Genomic DNA, 20,580 nt, shown 5'->3' with positions numbered 1-20,580 from the left:
TCCGAGGCTGTCTGCCCGGGGGACCAGCCACCGAGTTGATCTTCGGTGTCCGTTCCTCCCTGCCGGGCGACATCGAGAACATTACGCAGCCGTCGAGCCGAAGAGCAAATCCGGTCAAGGTGACGCCCGTCACCGTCCCGTCGGCACCGGTGCGGGCGCGCCGTCGGGGACCTCGGCCCGCCGGGATCGGCCCGGACGGGGCCCGTCCCGAACGGGTCAGTACAGGGCGCTCGCCATCGCACGGCGCGCGGTGACGACCCGCGGGTCGTCACCGCCCACCACCTCGAACAGGTCGACGAGGCGCAGCCGTACACGCTCCCGGTCCGGGCCGAACACCGAGCGCAGCAGGTCGACCAGGCGCGCGAACGCGTCGTCCACCTGTCCGCCGAGCACATCCACGTCGGCGACCGCGAGCTGGGCGTCCACGTCGGCCGGCTGTCGAGCCCCCAGCTCGCGCGCCGCACGTGGGTCGACGTCACGCGTCCGGTCGAGAAGAGCGACCTGCGCGAGGCCGGCACGGGCGAGGGCGTCCCGCGGGTTCTCCCGGAGCGCCTGCTCGTATGCGGCCGTCGCCGCCGGGAGGTCGTCGCGCTCGATCGCGTCGTAGGCCGCCTGGTGCAGGGGCGGGAGGGCCGGCTCGGGCTCGGCCGCGGGCTCCGTGGGCGCGCCGGCGGGGGGCACACGACCGGTGATGCCGTTGGCCTCCGCGGCGGCGAGGACCTGGTCGATCACCGCTCGCACCTGGTCCCGCGGGTAGGCGCCCTGGAAGAGCGGCAACGGCTGACCCGCCAGCACGGCCACCACCGTCGGCACCGACTGTGCCTGGAACGCCGCCGCGACCTGGGGGTTCGCCTCCGAGTCGATCCGGGCCAGGAGCCAGCGTCCGCCGTCCTCGTCGGCCAGCGCCGCCAGGTCGGCGGCGACCGTCGAGCTGACCTCGCTCCACGACGCCCAAAGGACCACGACGACCGGGTACGTGGTGGACTGCTGGACCATGTCGCCGAAGGACGCCTCGTCGACGTCCTGGACGTAGGCGCCTGGCGCCGACAGTCCGCCCGGGCTGCCGGGTGGCGGGGTCGCGGGGCGGGCGAGGGCCGACAGGTCGACCGCGCCGCGGGCGTCGAGTCGAGGCCGTGGTCCTGTGGGCTGCGACATGGGGCGTCTCCCTTCGGCGGCGCGGACGCACCGCCCGTGGCTCGGGTGGGGTCGTGAAGTTGTGGTGGGCGCGCGGTCAGGAGGCGGTCGCGGACGTGACCGCGTGCTCCGCCGCCAGCACCTGGACCGGTGCGCCGCTGCCCGCGGGGGGCACGTACATGACGAGGACGTCGCTGAACGTGCGGACGAAGCTGGTGCCGGCCGACTGGGTGCCCGCCAGCGCGGCGTAGAACGGGTCCTGGATGGGGATCGTGCCGCCGGCGACCGTGAGCGTCACGGTGGAGACCGTGGTGAGGTGGCCGACGACGAGCGCACCCCCGTCCACCGTCGCGAGGCTCACCTGGGGAGCCGGTTCCGGCGTGTAGGTCTCGGTCGCCGTGCCGGCGGCCTCGACGCCCGACGCCGTCGCGGCCCGGGCTGCCTCGATACCGGCGCGGAAGGCGTCGGGCGCGAACGTCGGCGCGAACGTCGACGCGGCGCCGTTGGTCAGCACGTCCGCGTACTGCGCCATCGCCTCGGCCGGCGTGACGACCAGACCTGTCGCGTCCGGCGCCAGCACGGGGCTGCCGGTGGCCGGTGCGGCAGTAGGTGGCATCTGCACACCTTGCCCCATCCGCGCCCAGCCCCACAGCCGGTACGGCTCGCGGGGCGCCGACTGCTCCAGCGCCAGGATCCGCGGCGCCTGCAGATCGTCGGGCTGCGTCGTCACGATGAGCTGTGTCCGGGGCCAGGTGGTGGTCTGCGGGACGATCTGCACCTGGGCCGTCGTCGGCAGGGCGGTCGGAGGCTTCGCACCACCGGTCGCCCCGGCGCGCACGTACTCGGCAGACCGGATCGCGAGTGCGGGCCCCTCGACCCGCCGCGGCAGGCCGCTCGCGTCGAGGATCGCGTCGCCCTCCTTGAGGACGGCGCCCAGGTCGGTCAGCACGTCGTTCGACTGCGCGACCGTGACTGCCGCCGGCGCCACGGGCGGCACGGGCTCGGGCGCGGGCTGCGGCAACGGGCTGCTGCAGGCTGCGAGGGCCATCGACAGCAGCAGGGCTGCGCCGATCCTGCGATGCCACTGCCGGACTGAGCGCGGGGTCATCGGTCCTCCTCCCTCGTCGGTTCCTGCGGACCGTCGTGCTCCAGCGGAGGCAGACCCCACGCCCGACGCCAGGCATCGCCACGCGACCCTGCCTGGTCTCCCGGGCCCTCGTCCGCGGGGCCCTGCGGTGCGGAGGCGTGCGGGACCGTGCTGCGCGACGGCTGCCCGGCGGGGCTCTGCGTGCCGGGCTCGTGCAGCCATGCGGGACGGTGCGCGACGTGCGACCGAGGCCCGTCAGGTCCGCTCGAACCGCTCCCGCTCCCCTGGACGGACCGCGGCCCGGGGGCCGGTGGAGCTGCGGACCATGCGGTCGGACGGCCCGACGCGCCGGTGCCCGGCCCCGCCGCAGCAGGTCCCGACGCGGCCCGTCCCGCCGGGCCAGGACCTCCCGCAGCCGCACCGACCGCGCCCGCACGGACCGCGCCCGGTCCGGAAGTGCCTGGCGCGGCAGGGCGGGGAGAGCCCGACACGGCGCCGGGCGCCGGCTGGCCAGGGCCGGCCGACGCCGGTCCGGGACGGGTGACGGGAATCGGTCCGGTGGCCCAGGCCGGGCGGCCGTGGACGGCCTCGGCGGGCTCCGTCCGGCCGCCAGGGCGTGACCCGGACCGGTCGGCGTCCCCGCCCGGTCCGCCGGCGCCGGTCGGCACCCCGGGATGCGGTGCCGTGGCCGGAGCCGGGCCTGGGGTCCAGGCGCCGGTGCGACCCTGCGTCGTGGAGCCCGGCCTCGACGAGGCGGAGCCCCACGCGGCTGCTGACTCGCTCGGCGGTCCGCCCGACGGGGCCACCGGCACGCGCGCCTGGTTGGCCTGGCCGGCGACGCGAGCGGCCGCGGCGGCGTCGGGCGGTTGGTCGGTCACGTGCCCGGCAGGTGCCACCGCGGGCTGGGAACCGGTGCGGAGCGCACGTCGGGTCGACGCCGCCGTCACGGCGGTCAGTCCGGGTCCTTCCGCCGTCCGCGCCGGGACCGGCGCGGACGTGCGGGCTCCCGTCGTGCTGACCGGAGCGGGCATCTCGGCTCCACGGTCGCCCGACGGGTTGTGGGGGGCCGCGGGCTCGGTGAGCCGGGACGACCCGGCCGCGGCGCCCTCGCGCAGCTGACGGCGGGTCAGTGCGGGCAGCCCTGCGCGGCTCGGCTCCACCGTGGGAGTCGGACCGGTGCCGACGTCCCGCCACTGGGGGCCGACGATGCCCGCCCGGCGACGGAGCGCCCCGCGCAGCACGAGGCCCAGGGACAGGAGCACGAGCAGGCCGCCGACCACGACGCACGGCCAGAGCCACGGCGTGGTCACGACCCGCGGCCACGCCAGGGAGAGCGTCGGGACCGCGTCGCCCTCGGCGCTCACGGCGAGCAGGCTCCAGCGGCCCGGCTGCGCATGCCAGACCAGCGTCGCGCTGCCCTTGCCCTCCGCCTCTGCGACCCACATGTCGGACCCGGTCGGGTCCGCGACCGTGGACGCGTCGGCCGCCGTCACCCCCGCGGCGTCGGTCGGTGCGGGGGTCGGCGGTGCCGCCGCGTCCGACGGCGCCGGGGAAGGCGTCACGTCCGGCTCCACACCCTTGAGGGCGAGCTGGTCCCACGAGGACAGCCCCGTGACGCGGTCGTGCGCGTCCGGACCCACCCACCCCTCGACGTCGGTGTCCCGACCCACGGCGAGAACGACCCGGCTCTTGTCCGGCACGCGCACGGTGACGGTCACGGGATCGCCACCGAGCTCGAGCACGCCCGGGTCCGTGACCAGCGTCCGGGCATCTCCGTGGGACTGGGCGACGAGCACGTCGTCCGCACGCCAGACCGTCGCCGAGGCGATGCCGAGCGCGACGACGACGAGTCCGACGACGCCGATGGCGGCGGTGAGCAGTCGCTTGAGCACGCAGGATCCTCCCGGGAAGAGAAGCCCCAGGATAGGCAGAGGCGCCCGCTCCGTCCGAAACGGGCGTCTTCACGGGCCGAGGGTGGACCTGATGTCGGACCTCTCGGAGGCCGGGCACGCGAGGCGACGCCGAGCCTGTCACGCGTATTCTGACAGGCGGGATCCGGCCGTCGACGAGCGGCTCGACCGAGACTGCACCGCGCCGGGACCCGCGCGACCTGGAGGACCCACCGTGCCCGACGCCCGGACCCCGTTCCCCGTCGTCAACTTCCGCGGATACGAGCGCGAGTCTGTCGACACCCGTATCTCCGCGCTGGAGAAGGCGCTCGCCGACGCACGCCAGCAGGTCGAGGCCCTCGACGCCAAGACGCTGCAGGCCGCAGGCGAGCTCTCCGAGGCGCACCGCCAGCTCCGCGAGGCCGAACGCCCCACCTACTCGGGCCTCGGTTCTCGGATCGAGCAGCTGCTGCGCTCCGCGGAGGAGCAGTCGTCCGACGTCGTCACCCAGGCGAACGCGCAGGCCGCTGACTCGCTCGCTCGCGCCAAGCTTGCGTCGGGCCAGCTGCGGGCGCGTGCCGAGAACGAGGTCGCCGAGCTGCTGGCCACGGCACGCCGCGAAGCCGACGAGGTGCGCACCACGGCGACGTCGGAGGCCGAGAGCACCCTGCTCGCCGCGCAGCGCCGCGCCGAGGAGCTCGTCGGGTCGGCGGAGCGTGAGGCCGCCCGGATCCAGAGCGCCATCACGACCGAGGAGGCGGAGCGGCGAAGCTCGCTCGAGCGCGAGCTGGGCACGCTGCGGGCGAGCGTCGAGCACGAGGCGACGCAGCTGCGGGTCGCCACGGAGCGCACCGCGAGCGAGCTGCGGTCGCGGACCGAGGCGGAGACGACGGCCACCCGCGAGGAGGCCGAACGGTACGCGCAGGACCTGCGACAGAGCGCCGACGCCGACACCACCGAGCTGCGTCAGCGCGTCGAGGCCGAGCTCGCAGCCGCCCGTGCCGAGGTCGACCGGTACGTCGCCCAGCAGCGGTCCGAAGCCGCGCTGGAGATCGGCACCGCCCGGCAGGCGGCCGCCGCCGAGGTCACGTCACTGCGGGTGCAGACCCAGGAGTACGCAGACACCGTGCGCGCCACCGCGGAGCGTGAGGCTGCAGCCCTGCAGCAGCGCGTCGCCGCCGAGGTCGCGGCGCTGCGGGCGGAGGCCGAGCAGTACGCCGCGTTCGTCCGGGCCAGTGCCGAGCGAGAGACGGGCGAGCTGCGGGCGGCGACCTCGGACGAGCTCGCCGCCGTCCGCGCGGAGTCGGAACAGGCCGTCGCGGCGGTGCGGACGGAGGCGGAGCAGTATGCGGCCGAGCTGCGTGCGCAGGCCGACCGGGAGACGGGTGAGCTCCGCGAGCGGACGGCCCACGAGACGACCGCCCTGTGGGACCACACCGACCGCGAGACGACCGAGCTGCGCGAGGTCACACAGCGCGAGACGAGCGAGCAGCGGGCCGCGACCGAGCGCGAGACGACCGAGCTGAGGGAGCGGACCCGCCTCGACGTGGAGCGGGCGCTCACCGAGGCACGGCGCACGGCCGGGGAGCTGCTCGCCTCCGCGAAGGCCCAGGCCGACGAGCAGATCGGCTCCGCGGAGCGTCAGCTCGCCGACGCAGAGCTGACGATCGCGTCCCGCCGCGAGGCCGCCGAGCGGGACGACGCCGAGCGCCACGAGGCTGCTCGGGCCGAGACCGAACGCCTGGTGCGCGACGCCGAGGCCCACGCGGCCGAGGCGGAGGAGCGCGTCGCGAAGGCACTGGCCCAGGCCGAGAAGGTGCGGACCGACGCCGAGTCGCACGCCCGCGAGCTGCTCTCGAACGCACGACGGAACGCTGACCGGGTGGTCGCCGAGGCCCGCGAGCACGCCGAGAAGCAGATCAACGACGCCATGACGGAGTCCGAGCGGGAGCGCACGACGGCGAACCGGCAGGTGGAGGACCTCAACCGGCAGCGCGAGTCCATCACGTCGTACCTCGACGAGCTCCGGAACCTGCTCGGACACAACCCCGACCGCGCGACGCTCGACCGGGCGGCGCGAGCCGAGGCGGCGTTCGAGAAGGACAAGGGTGGTGCCGGCTCGGGGAAGGGCTCGGGGCCCGGCAAGGCCTCCGCGCCGAGCAAGGCCCCCGCGGTGAGCGCGAACGGTGGCGCACCGGCGGTGAGCGCGACCGGTGGCGACACAGCGGGCGCCGCGGCGACCCAGGGAGGGGCAGAGTCCGCCCCGGGGGACGCACCTGCGCGCCAGGGCGGCGCACCTGCGACCGGGAGCGACGCGGCGACCGCCTCCCCGAGCGCCCCGGTGGACACCCCGTCCGCAGGGGACCGCAGTACCTCGTCGGACACCGCGTCCCCGGCGGACAGTGGTACGCCGGCGGACACCGGGTCCGCGGCGGACAGTGGAACTCCGGCGGACAGTGGCACCACGTCGGGCAGCGGAACTCCGGCGGACAGTGGGACTCCGGCGGACGGTACGACCGGGTCGGACGCCGCGGCACGGAAGGCGGGTGCGCCTGCGGCGCGCGCCACGTCCACGGGGAGCGGTGCACCACGGCCGACGTCGGCCGGTGGCGGCGACAGGCCGCAGCAGGCGCCCTCGAAGGCAGCCCGGCCAGCGCCGCGGACGAAGTCACGTCCCGCACCGGTCTCCGCGGCGATCCCCGTGGTGCCGGCACCCGCCGGAGCCTCGGCCGCCGAGGTGCCGGACGGCTCGGCGGCCGGCACCCCGGCGGCGTCCGAGAAGGCCGGGTCCGCGCCGCACGACTCTGGTCAGCAGGGTGCGCGTCCACACGGTGCGCCCGAACCGGACGCGGCCCTCGGCGGTGACGGGCAGGGGTCCGCGGAGGCACACGGCGACGCGCCCGCCGTCCGACACTGATCATCCGGTCGTGACCTCGGAGCGCGACGCGGCCGCACGCTGGCGTGACGACCGCCGGGTCGCGGCCCAGGCGCACGCGGACGCCCTGGAGCAGCGTCGTCTCGCGGAGTCGGCCCGCGCCCGCGCGCTCATCACGGCGTTCGTGGAGCAGGCGCTGGCACGCGGACCGGCACCCGTCGAGCTGCGTGCGCGCAGCTACGACGGTCGGTCACGCTTCCGGACGCCGCTGCGCGGCTGGTACCTGCGGCGCGACGAGTCGGTCGCGGTCGACGTGGGCGGTGCGTTCTACGTGCTGACCGCACCGCCGAGCCTGGCGGCCCGGTTCCGCGGCGTGACGCCGGTGCCGTCGGACCCGCCGCTCGTGCTGGGAGCCGGCGGCAAGGACGGCGAGTCGCTGGACCTCGTGCAGGCGCTCGACCGGGTGCTGAACGCCTGACGTCGCCGGGTGGGGCGCCTCCCGCCCGCATCATGGCGGGGGTGTCCAGGGCCGGGCGGGATCGGCGGGCGTGTCGGCCCGTCCTCCTCGGGCCGTTGTGGAAGCGGGACGACCCGCGGCCGCAGCGCGTGCCCGACGCCGGCCGGTCAGGCCGTCGTCGACGACCCGGTGTCCGCGCGCTGTGCGAGCTCGGCGAGCGCGTCCGCGACCGAGCCGGGCTCCTCCAGGGCTGTCATGTGGCCGGCGTGCGGCACGACCACGAGGACAGCCTGCTGCGCCGCGGCCAGCATGTGCTCGGCGGCCTCCACCGGCGTCGCGGTGTCCTCGTCACCGACGACGACGAGGACGGGGCCTGCGAACCCGCGCAGCACCTCCGTGCGGTCCGGGCGGGCGGCCATCGCGCGCTGCGACCAGGCGATCCCGTCCGGCCGCTGCTCGTCGATCCAGGCGGCGATCGTCGCGACGATGTCCGGTCGTGCCGAGCGGGTGGTCTCGCCGACGAGCGTGGCCGCCATCGGCCGGACCGGGGCGACCGTGCCGCCCGACTCGGACTCGTCGGCGATGCGCAGGCGCTTGGCGCGGGCTTCCTCGCCGTCGGCCGTGGACTTCGTGCTGACCAGTCCCGCGCCCGCGACGAGGTCCGGGTGCCGTTCCAGGAGCGCGAGCACGACGAAGCCGCCCATGGACAGGCCGGCGACGACGGCGCGGTCGATGCCTGCCGCCCGGAGCGTGCTGGCCACCCGGTCGGCGGACGCCTCGATCGACGGGCCGGGCAGCTCGCCACGGTCGGAGATCGTGCCCGGCAGGTCGACGGCCAGCACGGGCCGCTCCCCCGGCACCAGCTCCGCGGCGGCGTCCCACATCCGGTGGTCGAGCGGGAAGCCGTGCAGGAGCACGAGCGGCAGCCCGGAGCCACCCGTCCGGTAGGTGTGCAGCGTCATGCGTCCTCCTCGCCGGCGGGCGCGAGCCCGCTGGTAGCAGTGCTGCTGGGGCCGTCCCAGAGCGTCGGGAGCGGGCCGTGCCCGGGCAGCACGTGGGCGACGACCTCGTCGAGCACGCGGCGGACCGCGGACTCGCCCACCCACAGGTGCTTCGCGCCGTCCACCCCGATCACCTCGGCCTGCGGGACACGGGCGAACCTGGCACGAGCCTCGTCGGGTCGCAGGTAGTCGTCGTGCTCGGGCACGAGGACCACGAGCGGTCTGCCGAAGTCCGCCCAGGCGTCGAGGTCGGCGTCGGTGGCGCGGTGCAGCGGTGGGGACAGCAGGATCGCGCCCTCGACCGACGGGTCCCGTCCGTGCATGAGGACGAGCTCCGTGCCGAACGACCAGCCCACCAGCCACCGGCGGGGCAGGTCGCGGAACTCGGCGAGCTCGATGGCCGCGTGCACATCGAAGCGCTCGGCCGCACCGCCGTCGAACGTGCCCTGGCTCGTGCCGCGCGGGCTGGAGGTGCCACGCGTGTTGAAGCGGAGCACCGCGAGGCCCGCGAGGGCGGGGAGCCGCCACGCCGCCTTGCGGTAGACGTGCGAGTCCATGTACCCGCCGTGCGTGGGCAGCGGGTGGAGCGTCACGAGGGTCGCAGCCGGTGTGGTCGGAGCGCCGTCCGGGCCGACCGGGAGGGCGAGCTCACCGACGAGCGTCAGGCCGTCGGCCGTGTGCAGCTCGATGTCCTCGCGCGCGGCCGGCAGGACGGTGAGTGAGCGGATCGGTGCGCCGTGTCGCTCGCCCCGCTGGGCGGCAGGTCCGGTGTGCGTGGTCATCGGCACGAGCCTAGGTCAGCGGCGGCCGGCGCTCGCGTCGGCGGCGAGGGACGCGGCGAGCTCGAGCACGTCGGCCGCGCCGTCGTCGGCGTTCGAGGCGCACCGGTCGGTCGCGGCCGCGAGGACCTCGGGGAAGGCGTTGGCCACGGCGAAGGACCGCCCCGCCCAGGTGAGCATCGGCAGGTCGTTCGGCGCGTCACCGAGCGCCCACACGTCGTCGGCCGCGATGCCGCGCTCGCCGGCCCAGCGCGCGAGAGTGGCGGCCTTGGTCACGCCGGGGCCGGAGATCTCGCCGAGGTCGGGCGCGCCGGAGTCGGAGACGACGGCGACGTCCCCGAGCACGTCGGCGAGGTCGAGCGAGAAGGACGCTCCCCCTGTCCGGGAGGAGCGCACCAGGAGCTTGAACGTCGACGACGTCAGGACGTCCTCGATCCGATGGACGACTGCGCTGCCGGCCGGCACCGGATGCTCCGACCGGTAGCCCACCTCGGCGGCGAAACCGGCGGCGTTCTCCACCGCGAGGTGCACGTCCTCGGCACCCCACGCGTCCCGCAGCCGCTGCGCGACCTGTGCGACGAGACGCGGGGACATCCCGTGCTCGCTGATGACCGAGTCGCTCGCCACCTCGACGACCGCTGCGCCGTTGGCGCAGATGGCGATGCCGTGGCCCGCGACGTGCGGCGCCAGGTCCGCGAGCCAGCGGGGTGGTCGAGCGGTCACGAACACGACGTCGATCCCGAGCTCCGCCGCCCGGACCAGCGCGGTGGCCGTGCGGGGCGCGACCGTGCCGTCCGGTCGTAGCAACGTGCCGTCGAGGTCGGACGCGACGAGCCGGGGCGGCCGGTTCCGGTCCGGGTGCCGGTCTGGGTGCGGCTCGGGAGTCACGCGGTCACGCTAACGCCTCGTCGGGCCACGCCGGTCACGTGCCTGCCAGCACGACGAGTGCCAGTGCCGTCGGTCGTCGACGGCCGCGCCGAACAGTCCGTCGACGCGCCACGCGACGACGTGGGGCGTACCCGGCGCGACGAGCTGGTCGCAGCCGGGGCAGCGGTACTCGCGCTCCGAGCCGCGGACCTGCTGGACGACCCACTCCCCGTCCGGCGCGGTCTGGACGGCGCGGCCCCCGGTGGCCCGGTCGACGTCGAGCTCGGCGTGCGCGGTGCCGTACGGGCGCTTCGTCGAGCGTCGGCTACGCGGCATGGGTCCATCCTCCCCGGTCCTCGCCCGACGGTGCGCGCCGGCACGGCGGTGCCTGCCGGCACGGCTGACGACCCGTCCCCGCGGCGGCAGGGACGGGTCGTCGACACCGGGCGTCAGAGCGTGGCGGCCGACTCCGCGGGCGCGATGGTGCCCGTCCGGATGAGCTCGCGGTACCAGAGGCCCGAGTCCTTCACGATCCGCTCGTGCGTGTCGTAGTCGACCCGGACGACGCCGAACCGGCGGTCGTAGCCGTACGCCCACTCGAAGTTGTCGAGCAGCGACCACACGAAGTACCCGCGCACGTCGGCGCCGGCCTCGATCGCCTCGCCCACCGCGTCGATGTGGTCGTGCAGGTAGGCGACGCGGTCGGCGTCGTGCACCCGGCCGTCCTCGCTGACCGTGTCGTAGAACGCGGCGCCGTTCTCCGTGATGGCGAGGGGCTGGCTCGGGTAGCGGTCGCGCAGCTCGAGGAGGAGGTCCACCAGGCCCCTCGGCTCGATGTTCCAGCCCATCGCGGTGTGCGGGCCGGGCTGCGGGAGCCACTCGACGTCGTCGGCGCCGACCCACGGGGTGTGCTCGGAGACGCGGTGCCCGTCGGGGCCGGGCGTGCCGGGCTCGAGGTCCGGACCGCTCCCGTGCTTGACGCGGCCCGTCGAGTAGAAGTTCACGCCGAGGACGGAGAGCGGGATCTTGATGAGCTCGAGGTCGCCCTCCTGGACGAAGCCCCAGTCGGAGATGTGCTCGGTGTCGGCGAACACCTCCTTGGGGTACTCGCCGTCGAGCACCGGGCCGAGGAACACCTCGTTGGCGATGGTGTCGATGCGACGCTTGGCCTCGACGTCCTCGGGGGCGTCGGTCGCCGCGCGCGTGACGTGGAGGTTGAGCGTGATGGAGATCGGCGTGTCGTCGCCGAGCACCTCGCGGATCGCCCGGCCTGCGAGGCCGTGGGCGAGGTTGAGGTGGTGCACGGCCGCGAGGGCCTTGGCGGCGTCGGTGACCCCCGGGGCGTGCACGCCCGACGCGTACCCGAGGAACGCCGAGCACCACGGCTCGTTCAGGGTGGTCCAGAGGTGCACGCGGTCACCGAGCACCTCGGCGAGCTTGCGCGCGTACTCGGCGAACAGGAGCGCCGTCCGGCGGTTCGCCCAGCCGCCCTCGTCCTCGAGAGGCTGCGGCAGGTCCCAGTGGTACAGCGTCACGACGGGCTTGATGCCGGCCTCGATGAGGCGGTCCACCAGGTCCGAGTAGAAGGCGAGCCCGGCGTCGTTGAACTCGCCCGAGCCGGTGGGCTGGACCCTGGGCCACGCGACCGAGAACCGGTAGGCCTGGAGGCCGAGGTCCTTCATGATCGCGACGTCCTCAGGGACGCGGTGGTAGTGGTCGACGGCCACGTCGCCGGTGTCCCCGTCGAGCACCTTGCCGGGCGTGCGCGAGAACGTGTCCCAGATGGACGGCAGACGACCGTCCTCGTCGTGCGCACCCTCGATCTGGTACGACGCGGTGGCCGAGCCCCAGAGGAAGTCGGCGGGGAGCTGGCGTCCGGACGGGCGCGTGGTCGGCATGGCGGTCCTTCGTGGTCGGAGGAGAGCAGAGCTGGGCGCCGACGGCGTTGAAGCAGCGGACGCGGCGCGGTGACAGGGCGACTCTGCGCTGTCGAATCGATACGATACACGGCTCGACGCTTCCACGGGTGCGCAACGGGCTGCGGGCGAGCTCCGGCGTCGTCCGTCGCGACGCCACCTCGTGCCGGCCCGCCCGCGCACGTCACACGTCGGCCTCCTCCGCCGCCCCGTCGGCGGGCACGGACACACCCACCCGGTGTGCGTCGGGCCGCCTGAGCATGGGCCTGCCGCGCACGCCGAGGGAGAGCCGGTCGAGAACGTGGGGTTCCCCGCAGCGTCGGTGACGACTCCGACGCTGCGGGGCGTCGAGGCCGCGAGCACACGGCCGCCGGCCTCGGCTCGACATCCCACTCCCTCGCGTGCCGACCTTCGCAGACGTACCGCCGGCGCGCGACCTCGCCACGCCGTCGTTGAGCCGGTCGGGTCACCGCCGTCGAGGGACCTCGTCACGCCGTCGTCGAGCCGCTCGGGTCCGACCACCTTCACGACCGTGCCGGCCCCCGGGTCCGACGCGCGCCCTACGCCCCACCGCCGCTCTCGTACCCCCACGGGGACGCCGATGACCTCGTCCGTGCCGCGGCTGAACCGTCCTGTCTCTCGGAGCGCTTCGATGCAGGTCACGGACCTGGTACGGCCATTCTGGAGGAATGTCGTGACTCGTCCGGTCATACCAGCACGCCGTCGCGTCGAAGCGCTTCGGTGAGGTGGCCGGCGCCGCGACGCGCTCGGCCGTCACCGACACACGGCCCGCTAGGGTGACTCCCGACCAGGGCAGGTCGGCCGGAACAGGACCGTCGGAGGTGCCGCCGTGACCACGATCGACGACGTCGCGCGCGCGGCCGGGGTCTCCGTCTCGACCGTGTCGTACGCCCTGTCCGGGAAGCGGCCCATCTCCGCCCCGACCCGGGCCCGCGTCGAGCGGGCGGTGCGCGAGCTCGGCTACCGGCCGCACGCCGGGGCCCGCGCGCTCGCCTCGCAACGCACCAACGTGCTCGCCCTCATGGCACCCCTGCGCGTCGACGTGAACGTCGGCGTCATCATGCAGTTCGTCACCGGCGTGGTCACGCGTGCCCGGGACTTCGAGCAGGACGTCCTCCTGCTCACACAGGACGACCTCGCCGGCGTCGACCGCGTCGCGGCAGGCTCGATGGTCGACGCGCTCATCATGATGGACGTCGAGGCGGAGGACGCCAGGCTCCCGCTGCTCCGTCGCCAGAAGCAGCCCGCCGTGCTCATCGGCCTCCCGCGCGACCCGCACGGGCTGTCCTGCGTCGACCTCGACTTCGAGGCGGCCGCCCGGCGCGCCGTCGACCACCTCGCCGACCTCGGCCACCGGCAGATCGCGCTCGTCGGGTCGCCGCACCTCGTCCTCGAGCGGCGCACGACCTACGCGCAGCGGATGGTGCACGGGTTCACGAGCCAGACGACCCGTCGGGACGTCAGGGGGCTGTTCGTGCCGTGCGAGTCGTCGCACGCGGGCGCCGTCGACGCCGTCGACCGCGTCCTGGACCAGCTGCCGGACGTCACCGCGCTCGTCGTGCACAACGAGGTCGCCCTGCCGGCGGTGCTCGCCACCCTGCGCGAGCGCGGACGCGAGATCCCGCGGGATGTCTCCGTCGTCGCCGTCTGCCCGCAGGACGTGGCGCTCGGTCAGCCCCAGCCGCTGACGTCCGTCGACATCCCTGCCATGGCGATCGGCTCCGTCGCGGTGGACATGGCGGCGGCCAGGCTCGCCGGCGACCAGCCCGCCGAGACCCGGCTCCTGTCCCCCGTGCTCACCGTGCGCGAGAGCTCGGGACCCGCGCCGGCCTGACCGGTCGATCAGGCCTCCTGCAGCCACCGGCCCGCGCGCATCACCCGGACCGGCCGCAGGTCCGCGTCCGTGACCAGCAGGTCCGCCCGGCGCCCGGCGACGAGCGCGCCGACGTCCCGACGACCCAGCACCTCCGCCGGTGTGGTGGCCGCGGCCCGGACGGCCTCGACCAGTGGGACCCCGGCCGCGACCACGGACCGTAGGACGTCGACGAGATGAGCCACGCCGCCGGCGACGGCGCCCGGTGCCCCTGCCTCGTCGACGACCCGAGCGACGCCCCGTGCCACCCGGACGGCGACGGGGCCGAGCCGGTAGTCGCCCTCCGGCATCCCCGCGGCGGACATCGCGTCCGTGACCAGCGCGATCCCGTCCGCTCCGACGAGGTCGAACACGCTACGGACGGTGCCGTCGGCAAGGTGCGTCCCGTCCGCGACCAGCTCGACGACCAGCTCGCCCCTGGCACCCGCCGCCAGGCAGGCCGCCACCGGTCCCGGGTCGCGGTGGTGCATCGGACGCATGCCGTTGAACAGGTGGGTGGCGGTCAGGCGCACGGCACGCGTGGTCGACGAGCCGGCGAACAGGTCGAACCCGCGGTCGACCGCCGCGTCCACCTGCTCCGCGGACGCGTCCGTGTGGCCGATCGACGGGACGGCGCCGGCAGCGACCAGCGCCGCCAGCACGTCGTCGGCGTCGCCGCTCCCGTCGGCGACCCCCGGCACCTCGGGAGCGACCGTCATCGTCACGAGGTGTCCCCGCGCAGCCCGCGCGATGCTCGCGACCAGGTCGGGGTCCCCCGGCAGCATGTCCGCCGGGTGCTGTGCCCCGCACCGGGCGGCAGACAGGAAGGGCCCCTCCAGGTGGATCCCCGCGATGTCGCCCGCGTCGGCGAGGTCCGCGAGGAGTGCGACGCGGGCCAGCAGCACGTCGGGCGGCGCCGTGACGAGCGAGGCCACCACGCTCGTGGTGCCGTGTCGACGGTGCTCGTCGACCGCCCGCTGCGCCGTCGCCGCGTCCGTCGCGTCCGGGAAGCTCGCTCCTCCGCCACCGTGGCAGTGCAGGTCCACGAGGCCGGGCAGCACGGTCGTCGTCGTCGCGTCCGGCGCGGGCCCCCAGTGCTCCGGCAGGTGCTCCGCCGGGCCGACCCAGCTGATCACGCCCCTGTCGACCACGACGACACCGACCTGGAGCACGCGGGACGGGGTCACCACGCTCCCGCGGACGAGGAGAGGGGCTGGCTCCGTCGCGTCCGTCACGTCGTCATCCTGCCGCACCCGGCCCGGTGGGCGCCGTGCCCTGCGTCGGCGCCACCACCGGGCCCGCCGGCCGGTGGGGTGTCGCCGCGCGACGTCGGCTCGACCACCCTGCCCACCAGCGTCCGCCGCCCGCACCGACGGCCCCTTCGACGGCTGCGACGCCGGTCCGTGCCGCACCGGACGCAGATCGCGGTGACTGCTCCGGGCCCTCGCAACGTGTTCGCGTCGACCGCCGGCGCGGCCGCCGACCACTCCGCCGCGCTCACCGGGCAGCCCCCGCCACACTCGCTCGCTGCGCCGTGATCCGCCGCGCCCCCTTCGCCAGCTGCCGGAGATACAGGCGTTGTGCCACGACCACGAGCGGTCCGAGCGCCCTGACCCAGCCGACGGCCGGCACGGAGTACGCGACGACGACCAGCCAGAGCGCGCCCCCGTCGAGCTCGACCGTGAACGCCTCCTCGCCGTGGAAGAGGTGGCCCGGGAGCGTGCCGTAGCCGAACCCGTCGGGCGTGGACCAGACCACCTCGCACGGCTCGCTCAGCCGGAGACCGGGCACACCGATCCGGGTGACCACGCGGACGCCCGGCTCCGCCAGCTCGGCGTCGGCGAGCAGCTGCACGTGCGCGGCCGAGTGGACCTGCCAGGTGCGCAGCGCCTCGCCGAGGCGGGCACGGTCGTGCTCGCCGGCGTCGGTCAGGATCCGGTGCCGGACGGTCAGGTGCCGGAAACCGGAAGGGAGCACCCCCGAGCGTGTGCCGCCGACGGGGTAGTACGTCACGGCATCAGGTGTCTCGTGATCGGGCTCGTCGACGAGCCCGGCCCGGAGCTCCCGCCGGAGCCCCAGGAGCGTGCAGAGCACGAAGCCTCCTGCGTTGAGCACACCGTGAGTCGCCACCATGGCGGACGGGCCGGGGTGCGCCAGACCCGTCGCCTCGCCGAGGGCCCACCACACGGCGAGCACCATCGAGCCCGCGACCGCGACGCTGCCGACCTGCAGGAGCGAGCGCGTCCGGCGCTGCGAGCCCACCCGCCACGCCGCCGCTGCGGCGGCCCACAGACCGACCGTCAGCAGGACCGCACCAACCAGCTCGACGGCGTCCGTCGCGAAGTACCCGACGAGGACGACGACGACCCCGACCGGGGTGGCGACCGCCGCGACCCTGACCGCCCGCGGCAGGACACCGTCGGGCGCCACGACGGCCCGGGCGAGCAGGCCGACGACCAGGCAGGCCCCGAAGCCCGCGAAGAGCATGTGAGGGACGGTCAGGGCGAGATACTCCTCCGAGAAACCGAGCAGGCTCTTACCGGCACGCTCCGCCACGAGCGCGACCGCCCCCACCACCGGCGTGCCGAGCGCAACGGCGGTCGCCGCGACCACCAGGCCGCCGTCGGGACGTCCCAGGAGCAGGCGGACCGCGCAGCCGGCCAGCACGGCGCCGGCCACAGCGAACGGGACGGCGAGGAGTGCCGCCACCGGACCGACGGGGAACCACACCGACACGGCGGCGAGGGCCCCGACCAGCACCCACGCGGGCGACGTGGGGACCGGCACCGCACCTCGCCGCAGCAGCCGCAGCCCGGTCGGGAGGACGACGACCGCGCCGAGCGCGACGGCGACCCGGACCACCCCGAGCGCCGCGGGTGTGAGCTCCTCGCTCAGCACGGTGCTCATCGAGGCGCTCACGGGCGCGCCGCCCGCACCAGGCCCAGCACGTCGTCGACGACGCCGCGGAGCACCGGCAGCCTGCTGAGCCGGACGAGGCGTGCGACCAGTGGCGCCGCCCCCTCCGCCAGGGCCCTGGTCCGCCGGGCGTCCGGCGACGTGTCGTAGACCCAGAACAGCGTCAGGCCCAGGTGGGCGAGCCACAGCAGCTCCGGCAGGTCGGCGCGCAAGGCCGCCGGGACCGCGGGCACCGCTCCCTCGACGACCTCTCGGAACAGGCCCTGGCTCAGCTCGCGCGCGTTCGTCGAGGCCGGCGAGAACGGGTTGGCAGCCGACCCGGGACGGATCGCCACGGTCACGAACTCGCTGCCGAACGCGTGGTACTCCGCGAACGCCTCCACACCGGCCAGCATCACGGCCAGCAGGCGGGACCCGAGGTCCCCACCGGCGTCGAGCGCCGGCCTGGCACGCGCGGCGTGCTCCCGGTTCACGTCGAGGTACAGCTCCTGGACCAGGTGGTCCTTGGACGCGAAGTGGTAGTACGCGTTGCCGGTCGCGACCCCGGCTTCCTGCGCGATCGCGCGCATGGTCGTCGCGGCGTAGCCACGTTCACGGAACAGCCGCAGCGCGGTCGCCCGCACATGAGCGCGGGTATCTGGCGGGTTCTCTGTCATGCGCCCAGTTGAACACGTTCAGTTGAACGCGTTCAAGTAGCCGGACCGAGATCAGCGCCACACCGGACGAGCCGTCCGCGTCAGAAGAGACGGGCGTCCACGTCGTCGACGCCGCGCATCGCGTCGTAGTCGAGAACGAGGCAGCCGATGCCGCGGTCGGTCGCCAGGACGCGGGCCTGCGGCTTGATCTCCTGCGCGGCGAACACTCCCCGCACCGGTGCGAGCAGCGGGTCGCGGTTCAGCAGGTCGAGGTAGCGGGTCAGCTGCTCGACGCCGTCGATGTCGCCGCGCCGCTTGATCTCGACGGCGACGGTGCCGCCCGACGGGTCCTTCGCCAGGATGTCGACCGGCCCGATGGCGGTCGGGAACTCGCGCCGGATCAGGCTGTGTCCCGAGCCGAGCAGCACGATCTGCGCCGCGAGCAGCTCCTGGAGGTGGGCCTCCACCCCGTCCTTGACCAGCCCGGGGTCGACGCCGAGCTCGTGCGCCGAGTCGTGCAGGACGTCGTACAGCTCGATCTCGAGCCGGTCGTCCGACTTGGCGTGCTGCACGACCCAGGTCTGCGAGACGCCTGCGGCGCGCGACTCCTCGTCCGGCGCGCCGACCACGAGCGTGCACGGCGGGCTCATCCAGTTCAGCGGCTTGTACGAGCCGCCGTCCGAGTGCAGCAGCACGCTGCCGTCGGCCTTGACGACGAGCAGCCGCGTCGCGAGCGGCAGGTGCGCGTTGAGCCGCCCGCTGTAGCGAGCCGCGCAGCGGGCGACGACGAGACGCATGTGGGAGTCCTCGGAGAGCCGGGTATCAGATGACGGAGCCCGCGCGCGCCGGCGTGGCCTCGATCCAGGACGTCATCCCGGCGTACGCCTCCGGGGACATCTGCAGGAACACGTCCTGCGCACCGGTCCGGCACGTCACGACGACCTGCCCCGTGCCCTCCACCGGACGGCGCTCGACGACGGTGAGGCCGACCCGCTCCCAGCGGATCGCGGGCCGGGGTGCGAGCGAGGCGCGACGCCACCAGTAGAGCTGGCGCGAGCCGTACTGCGCGATGCCCGCGGACCAGGGGCCCTGCCCGCTCCGCGAGAACGCGCAGTGGAACGAGCCGACCCGCCGGTCGAGCGTGTGCGAGCGGGACAGGGCCAGGCCGACCAGCACGAGGACGATGACGACCGCCCCCACCACCAGACCGACCTGGAACCCGGACACGTCGGGCGAACCCTCAGTGTCCGGTGGTCGCGGCGGCCGGGCGTCCGCCCGTGACCACCGAGTCCACGACCACCGTGGCCTGGTCGGAGTCGAACGAGAGGAACCCGCCCTCGACCTGCCAGCGCATGACCTCGCCGCCGCCGGCCGGTGTCACCCGGATCTCACCGGGCTTCAGCACCGTCAGCACCGGCGTGTGACCGGCGAGGATGCCCATCTCGCCGTCCCCCGCCGGGGCGATGATCCGCTGGGCGGTGCCCGACCAGACCTTGCCGTCGGCGGCGACGACGTCGACCTCGATGTCAGCCACTGACCTTCTCCTTCATGTTCGGGCGGGGGCGGGAGGCGCCGGTGGGCGCCTCCCGGTCGTCGCCCTGCGGACGACGACACCCCATGGGCTCAGGGACCGACTCAGACGCCGTATTCCTTCTGGATGCGGGCCCAGTTGCGCTCGAGGTCCTCGAGCCCGCCGATGTTGAAGAAGGCCTGCTCGGCGATGTGGTCGAACTCGCCGTCCGCGATCTTGCCGAACGCCTCGACCGTCTCCGCCAGGGGCACGGTCGATCCGGCGACACCCGTGAACTTCTCGGCCATGTACGTGTTCTGCGAGAGGAACTGCTGGATGCGGCGGGCGCGAGCCACGACCGTCTTGTCCTCCTCCGACAGCTCGTCGACACCGAGGATCGCGATGATGTCCTGCAGCTCCTTGTTGCGCTGCAGGATCGACTTCACGCGCGTCGCGGCGTCGTAGTGCGCCTGGCCGACGTAGCGGGGGTCGAGGATGCGGCTCGTCGACGACAGCGGGTCCACGGCGGGGTACAGACCGCGGCTCGCGATCTCACGGCTGAGCTCGGTGGTCGCGTCGAGGTGCGCGAACGTCGTCGCCGGCGCGGGGTCCGTGTAGTCGTCAGCAGGCACGTAGATCGCCTGCAGCGACGTGATCGAGTGCCCACGCGTCGAGGTGATGCGCTCCTGGAGGAGGCCCATCTCGTCAGCGAGGTTCGGCTGGTAGCCCACCGCGGACGGCATGCGCCCGAGCAGCGTCGACACCTCGGAGCCCGCCTGCGTGAACCGGAAGATGTTGTCGATGAAGAGCAGCACGTCCTGCTTCTGCACGTCGCGGAAGTACTCCGCCATCGTCAGAGCCGACAGGGCGACGCGCAGACGCGTGCCCGGCGGCTCGTCCATCTGGCCGAAGACGAGCGCCGTCTTGTCGAAGACGCCGGCCTCCTCCATCTCGACGATGAGGTCGTTGCCCTCACGGGTGCGCTCGCCGACACCGGCGAACACCGAAACACCGCCGTGGTTCTGGGCGACGCGCTGGATCATCTCCTGGATGAGGACGGTCTTGCCGACGCCGGCACCGCCGAACAGGCCGATCTTCCCGCCGAGCACGTACGGCGTGAGAAGGTCGATGACCTTGATGCCGGTCTCGAACATCTGCGTCTTCGACTCGAGCTGGTCGAAGGCCGGGGCCTTGCGGTGGATCGGCCAGCGCTCCGTGATCTCGAGCTTCTCGCCCTCCTGGAGGTTGAGCACCTCGCCGATCACGTTGAACACGTGGCCCTTGGTGACGTCACCGACAGGCACGGAGATCGCGGAGCCGGTGTCACGCACCTGCGCGCCGCGGACCAGGCCGTCGGTCGGCTTGAGCGCGATCGCCCGCACGAGCGAGTCACCCAGGTGCTGGGCGACCTCGAGCGTCATGGTGAACGAGCTCTCGCCCTCACCCTGCGCGGACAGGTCGATGTCGACCTGCAACGCGTTGTAGAGCTCGGGGATCTGGTCCGCCGGGAACTCGATGTCCACGATCGGACCGATGACCCGGGCGACCCGTCCCACGCCGGGCGTGTCGGCGGTGCTGGCCGTCTCGTCGACGGTGGTGGCGGTCATGTCTGGCCTCGCTTCGTTCGTCCGGAGCGGGGCT

18 protein-coding genes are annotated in these 20,580 nt (G+C 74.5%); 3 read left to right on the top strand and 15 right to left on the bottom strand.

The window, feature by feature from the left end:
- Window positions 1-216: 216 nt before the first annotated feature.
- The 3 genes from ACVW07_RS17180 to ACVW07_RS17170 form a co-directional block, all read right to left on the bottom strand.
- Window positions 217-1,155 carry a co-chaperone YbbN gene (locus ACVW07_RS17180; RefSeq protein ID WP_456820427.1) on the bottom strand — a complete coding sequence of 313 codons (939 nt, stop codon included), beginning with the start codon at window positions 1,153-1,155 and terminating at the stop codon, window positions 217-219.
- 76 nt (window positions 1,156-1,231) lie between these two features.
- On the bottom strand, window positions 1,232-2,242 hold the full coding sequence (locus tag ACVW07_RS17175; RefSeq protein ID WP_456820426.1) for a hypothetical protein: 1,011 nt from the start codon (window positions 2,240-2,242) through the stop codon (window positions 1,232-1,234).
- Complete coding sequence (locus tag ACVW07_RS17170) at window positions 2,239-4,113, bottom strand: hypothetical protein (RefSeq protein WP_456820425.1); 1,875 nt, start codon at window positions 4,111-4,113, stop codon at window positions 2,239-2,241. The genes ACVW07_RS17175 and ACVW07_RS17170 overlap by 4 nt, the downstream gene beginning before the upstream one ends.
- A 232-nt stretch (window positions 4,114-4,345) precedes the next feature.
- Between ACVW07_RS17170 and ACVW07_RS17165 the strand changes: the two genes are divergently transcribed.
- Together ACVW07_RS17165 and ACVW07_RS17160 are read left to right on the top strand one after the other, a co-directional pair.
- Entirely contained in the window at window positions 4,346-7,027 is a 2,682-nt protein-coding gene (locus tag ACVW07_RS17165) for a hypothetical protein (protein WP_456820424.1), read from the top strand.
- Between the two features lie 10 nt (window positions 7,028-7,037).
- Window positions 7,038-7,463 carry a hypothetical protein gene (locus ACVW07_RS17160; protein ID WP_456820423.1) on the top strand — a complete coding sequence of 142 codons (426 nt, stop codon included), beginning with the start codon at window positions 7,038-7,040 and terminating at the stop codon, window positions 7,461-7,463.
- A 146-nt stretch (window positions 7,464-7,609) separates the two neighbouring features.
- Here ACVW07_RS17160 and ACVW07_RS17155 read toward each other — a convergent pair whose 3' ends face one another.
- The 5 genes from ACVW07_RS17155 to ACVW07_RS17135 all read right to left on the bottom strand — a co-directional run bounded on the left by ACVW07_RS17155 (window position 7,610) and on the right by ACVW07_RS17135 (window position 11,987).
- Entirely contained in the window at window positions 7,610-8,404 is a 795-nt protein-coding gene (locus ACVW07_RS17155) for an alpha/beta fold hydrolase (RefSeq protein WP_456820422.1), read from the bottom strand.
- Entirely contained in the window at window positions 8,401-9,225 is an 825-nt protein-coding gene (locus tag ACVW07_RS17150; RefSeq protein ID WP_456820421.1) for an alpha/beta hydrolase, read from the bottom strand. The genes ACVW07_RS17155 and ACVW07_RS17150 overlap by 4 nt, the downstream gene beginning before the upstream one ends.
- Window positions 9,226-9,240: 15 nt before the next feature.
- A complete protein-coding gene (locus ACVW07_RS17145; RefSeq protein ID WP_456820420.1) occupies window positions 9,241-10,110 on the bottom strand; it encodes an HAD family hydrolase in 870 nt (289 codons plus the stop codon).
- A 9-nt stretch (window positions 10,111-10,119) separates the two neighbouring features.
- Complete coding sequence (locus ACVW07_RS17140) at window positions 10,120-10,425, bottom strand: hypothetical protein (RefSeq protein ID WP_456820419.1); 306 nt, start codon at window positions 10,423-10,425, stop codon at window positions 10,120-10,122.
- 113 nt (window positions 10,426-10,538) lie between these two features.
- Window positions 10,539-11,987, bottom strand: a complete 1,449-nt coding sequence (locus ACVW07_RS17135) for a glycoside hydrolase family 1 protein (protein WP_456820418.1) — start codon at window positions 11,985-11,987, stop codon at window positions 10,539-10,541.
- Between the two features lie 868 nt (window positions 11,988-12,855).
- Between ACVW07_RS17135 and ACVW07_RS17130 the strand changes: the two genes are divergently transcribed.
- Window positions 12,856-13,860: a LacI family DNA-binding transcriptional regulator gene (locus ACVW07_RS17130; RefSeq protein ID WP_456820417.1), complete on the top strand. Its 1,005-nt coding sequence runs from the start codon at window positions 12,856-12,858 to the stop codon at window positions 13,858-13,860.
- A gap of 8 nt (window positions 13,861-13,868) precedes the next feature.
- Here the strand turns inward: ACVW07_RS17130 and ACVW07_RS17125 are convergent, their stop codons facing one another.
- From ACVW07_RS17125 to atpD, 7 genes are all read right to left on the bottom strand, one after another.
- Window positions 13,869-15,113: an N-acetylglucosamine-6-phosphate deacetylase gene (locus tag ACVW07_RS17125; protein ID WP_456820416.1), complete on the bottom strand. Its 1,245-nt coding sequence runs from the start codon at window positions 15,111-15,113 to the stop codon at window positions 13,869-13,871.
- A 262-nt stretch (window positions 15,114-15,375) separates the two neighbouring features.
- Entirely contained in the window at window positions 15,376-16,785 is a 1,410-nt protein-coding gene (locus tag ACVW07_RS17120; protein ID WP_456820415.1) for a YndJ family transporter, read from the bottom strand.
- Between the two features lie 8 nt (window positions 16,786-16,793).
- Complete coding sequence (locus tag ACVW07_RS17115) at window positions 16,794-17,450, bottom strand: TetR family transcriptional regulator (RefSeq protein ID WP_456820414.1); 657 nt, start codon at window positions 17,448-17,450, stop codon at window positions 16,794-16,796.
- Window positions 17,451-17,530: 80 nt separating this feature from the next.
- Window positions 17,531-18,226 (bottom strand): endonuclease NucS, encoded by a 696-nt coding sequence (gene nucS / locus ACVW07_RS17110; protein WP_456820413.1) that lies wholly within the window; start codon window positions 18,224-18,226, stop codon window positions 17,531-17,533.
- A gap of 25 nt (window positions 18,227-18,251) precedes the next feature.
- The gene (locus ACVW07_RS17105) at window positions 18,252-18,656 is read right to left on the bottom strand and encodes a DUF2550 domain-containing protein (RefSeq protein ID WP_456820412.1); all 405 of its coding nucleotides are present in this window, start codon (window positions 18,654-18,656) and stop codon (window positions 18,252-18,254) included.
- A gap of 13 nt (window positions 18,657-18,669) precedes the next feature.
- The gene (locus ACVW07_RS17100; RefSeq protein WP_456820411.1) at window positions 18,670-18,963 is read right to left on the bottom strand and encodes a F0F1 ATP synthase subunit epsilon; all 294 of its coding nucleotides are present in this window, start codon (window positions 18,961-18,963) and stop codon (window positions 18,670-18,672) included.
- Window positions 18,964-19,064: 101 nt separating this feature from the next.
- On the bottom strand, window positions 19,065-20,546 hold the full coding sequence (atpD, locus tag ACVW07_RS17095; protein WP_456820410.1) for a F0F1 ATP synthase subunit beta: 1,482 nt from the start codon (window positions 20,544-20,546) through the stop codon (window positions 19,065-19,067).
- Window positions 20,547-20,580: the final 34 nt, after the last annotated feature.

Source organism: Cellulomonas sp. URHB0016, assembly GCF_054057935.1.
Note: the sequence above shows the minus strand (reverse complement) of the source record. Positions and strands in the feature narration are given on the sequence as shown.

Coding starts and splice junctions, on each gene's coding strand:
- ACVW07_RS17155 (WP_456820422.1), bottom strand. CDS start 8,404: ATGACGCTGCACACCTACCGGACGGGTGGCTCCGGGCTGCCGCTCGTG.
- ACVW07_RS17115 (WP_456820414.1), bottom strand. CDS start 17,450: ATGACAGAGAACCCGCCAGATACCCGCGCTCATGTGCGGGCGACCGCG.
- ACVW07_RS17120 (WP_456820415.1), bottom strand. CDS start 16,785: ATGAGCACCGTGCTGAGCGAGGAGCTCACACCCGCGGCGCTCGGGGTG.
- ACVW07_RS17175 (WP_456820426.1), bottom strand. CDS start 2,242: ATGACCCCGCGCTCAGTCCGGCAGTGGCATCGCAGGATCGGCGCAGCC.
- ACVW07_RS17140 (WP_456820419.1), bottom strand. CDS start 10,425: ATGCCGCGTAGCCGACGCTCGACGAAGCGCCCGTACGGCACCGCGCAC.
- ACVW07_RS17135 (WP_456820418.1), bottom strand. CDS start 11,987: ATGCCGACCACGCGCCCGTCCGGACGCCAGCTCCCCGCCGACTTCCTC.
- ACVW07_RS17180 (WP_456820427.1), bottom strand. CDS start 1,155: ATGTCGCAGCCCACAGGACCACGGCCTCGACTCGACGCCCGCGGCGCG.
- ACVW07_RS17150 (WP_456820421.1), bottom strand. CDS start 9,225: ATGACCACGCACACCGGACCTGCCGCCCAGCGGGGCGAGCGACACGGC.
- nucS (WP_456820413.1), bottom strand. CDS start 18,226: ATGCGTCTCGTCGTCGCCCGCTGCGCGGCTCGCTACAGCGGGCGGCTC.
- atpD (WP_456820410.1), bottom strand. CDS start 20,546: ATGACCGCCACCACCGTCGACGAGACGGCCAGCACCGCCGACACGCCC.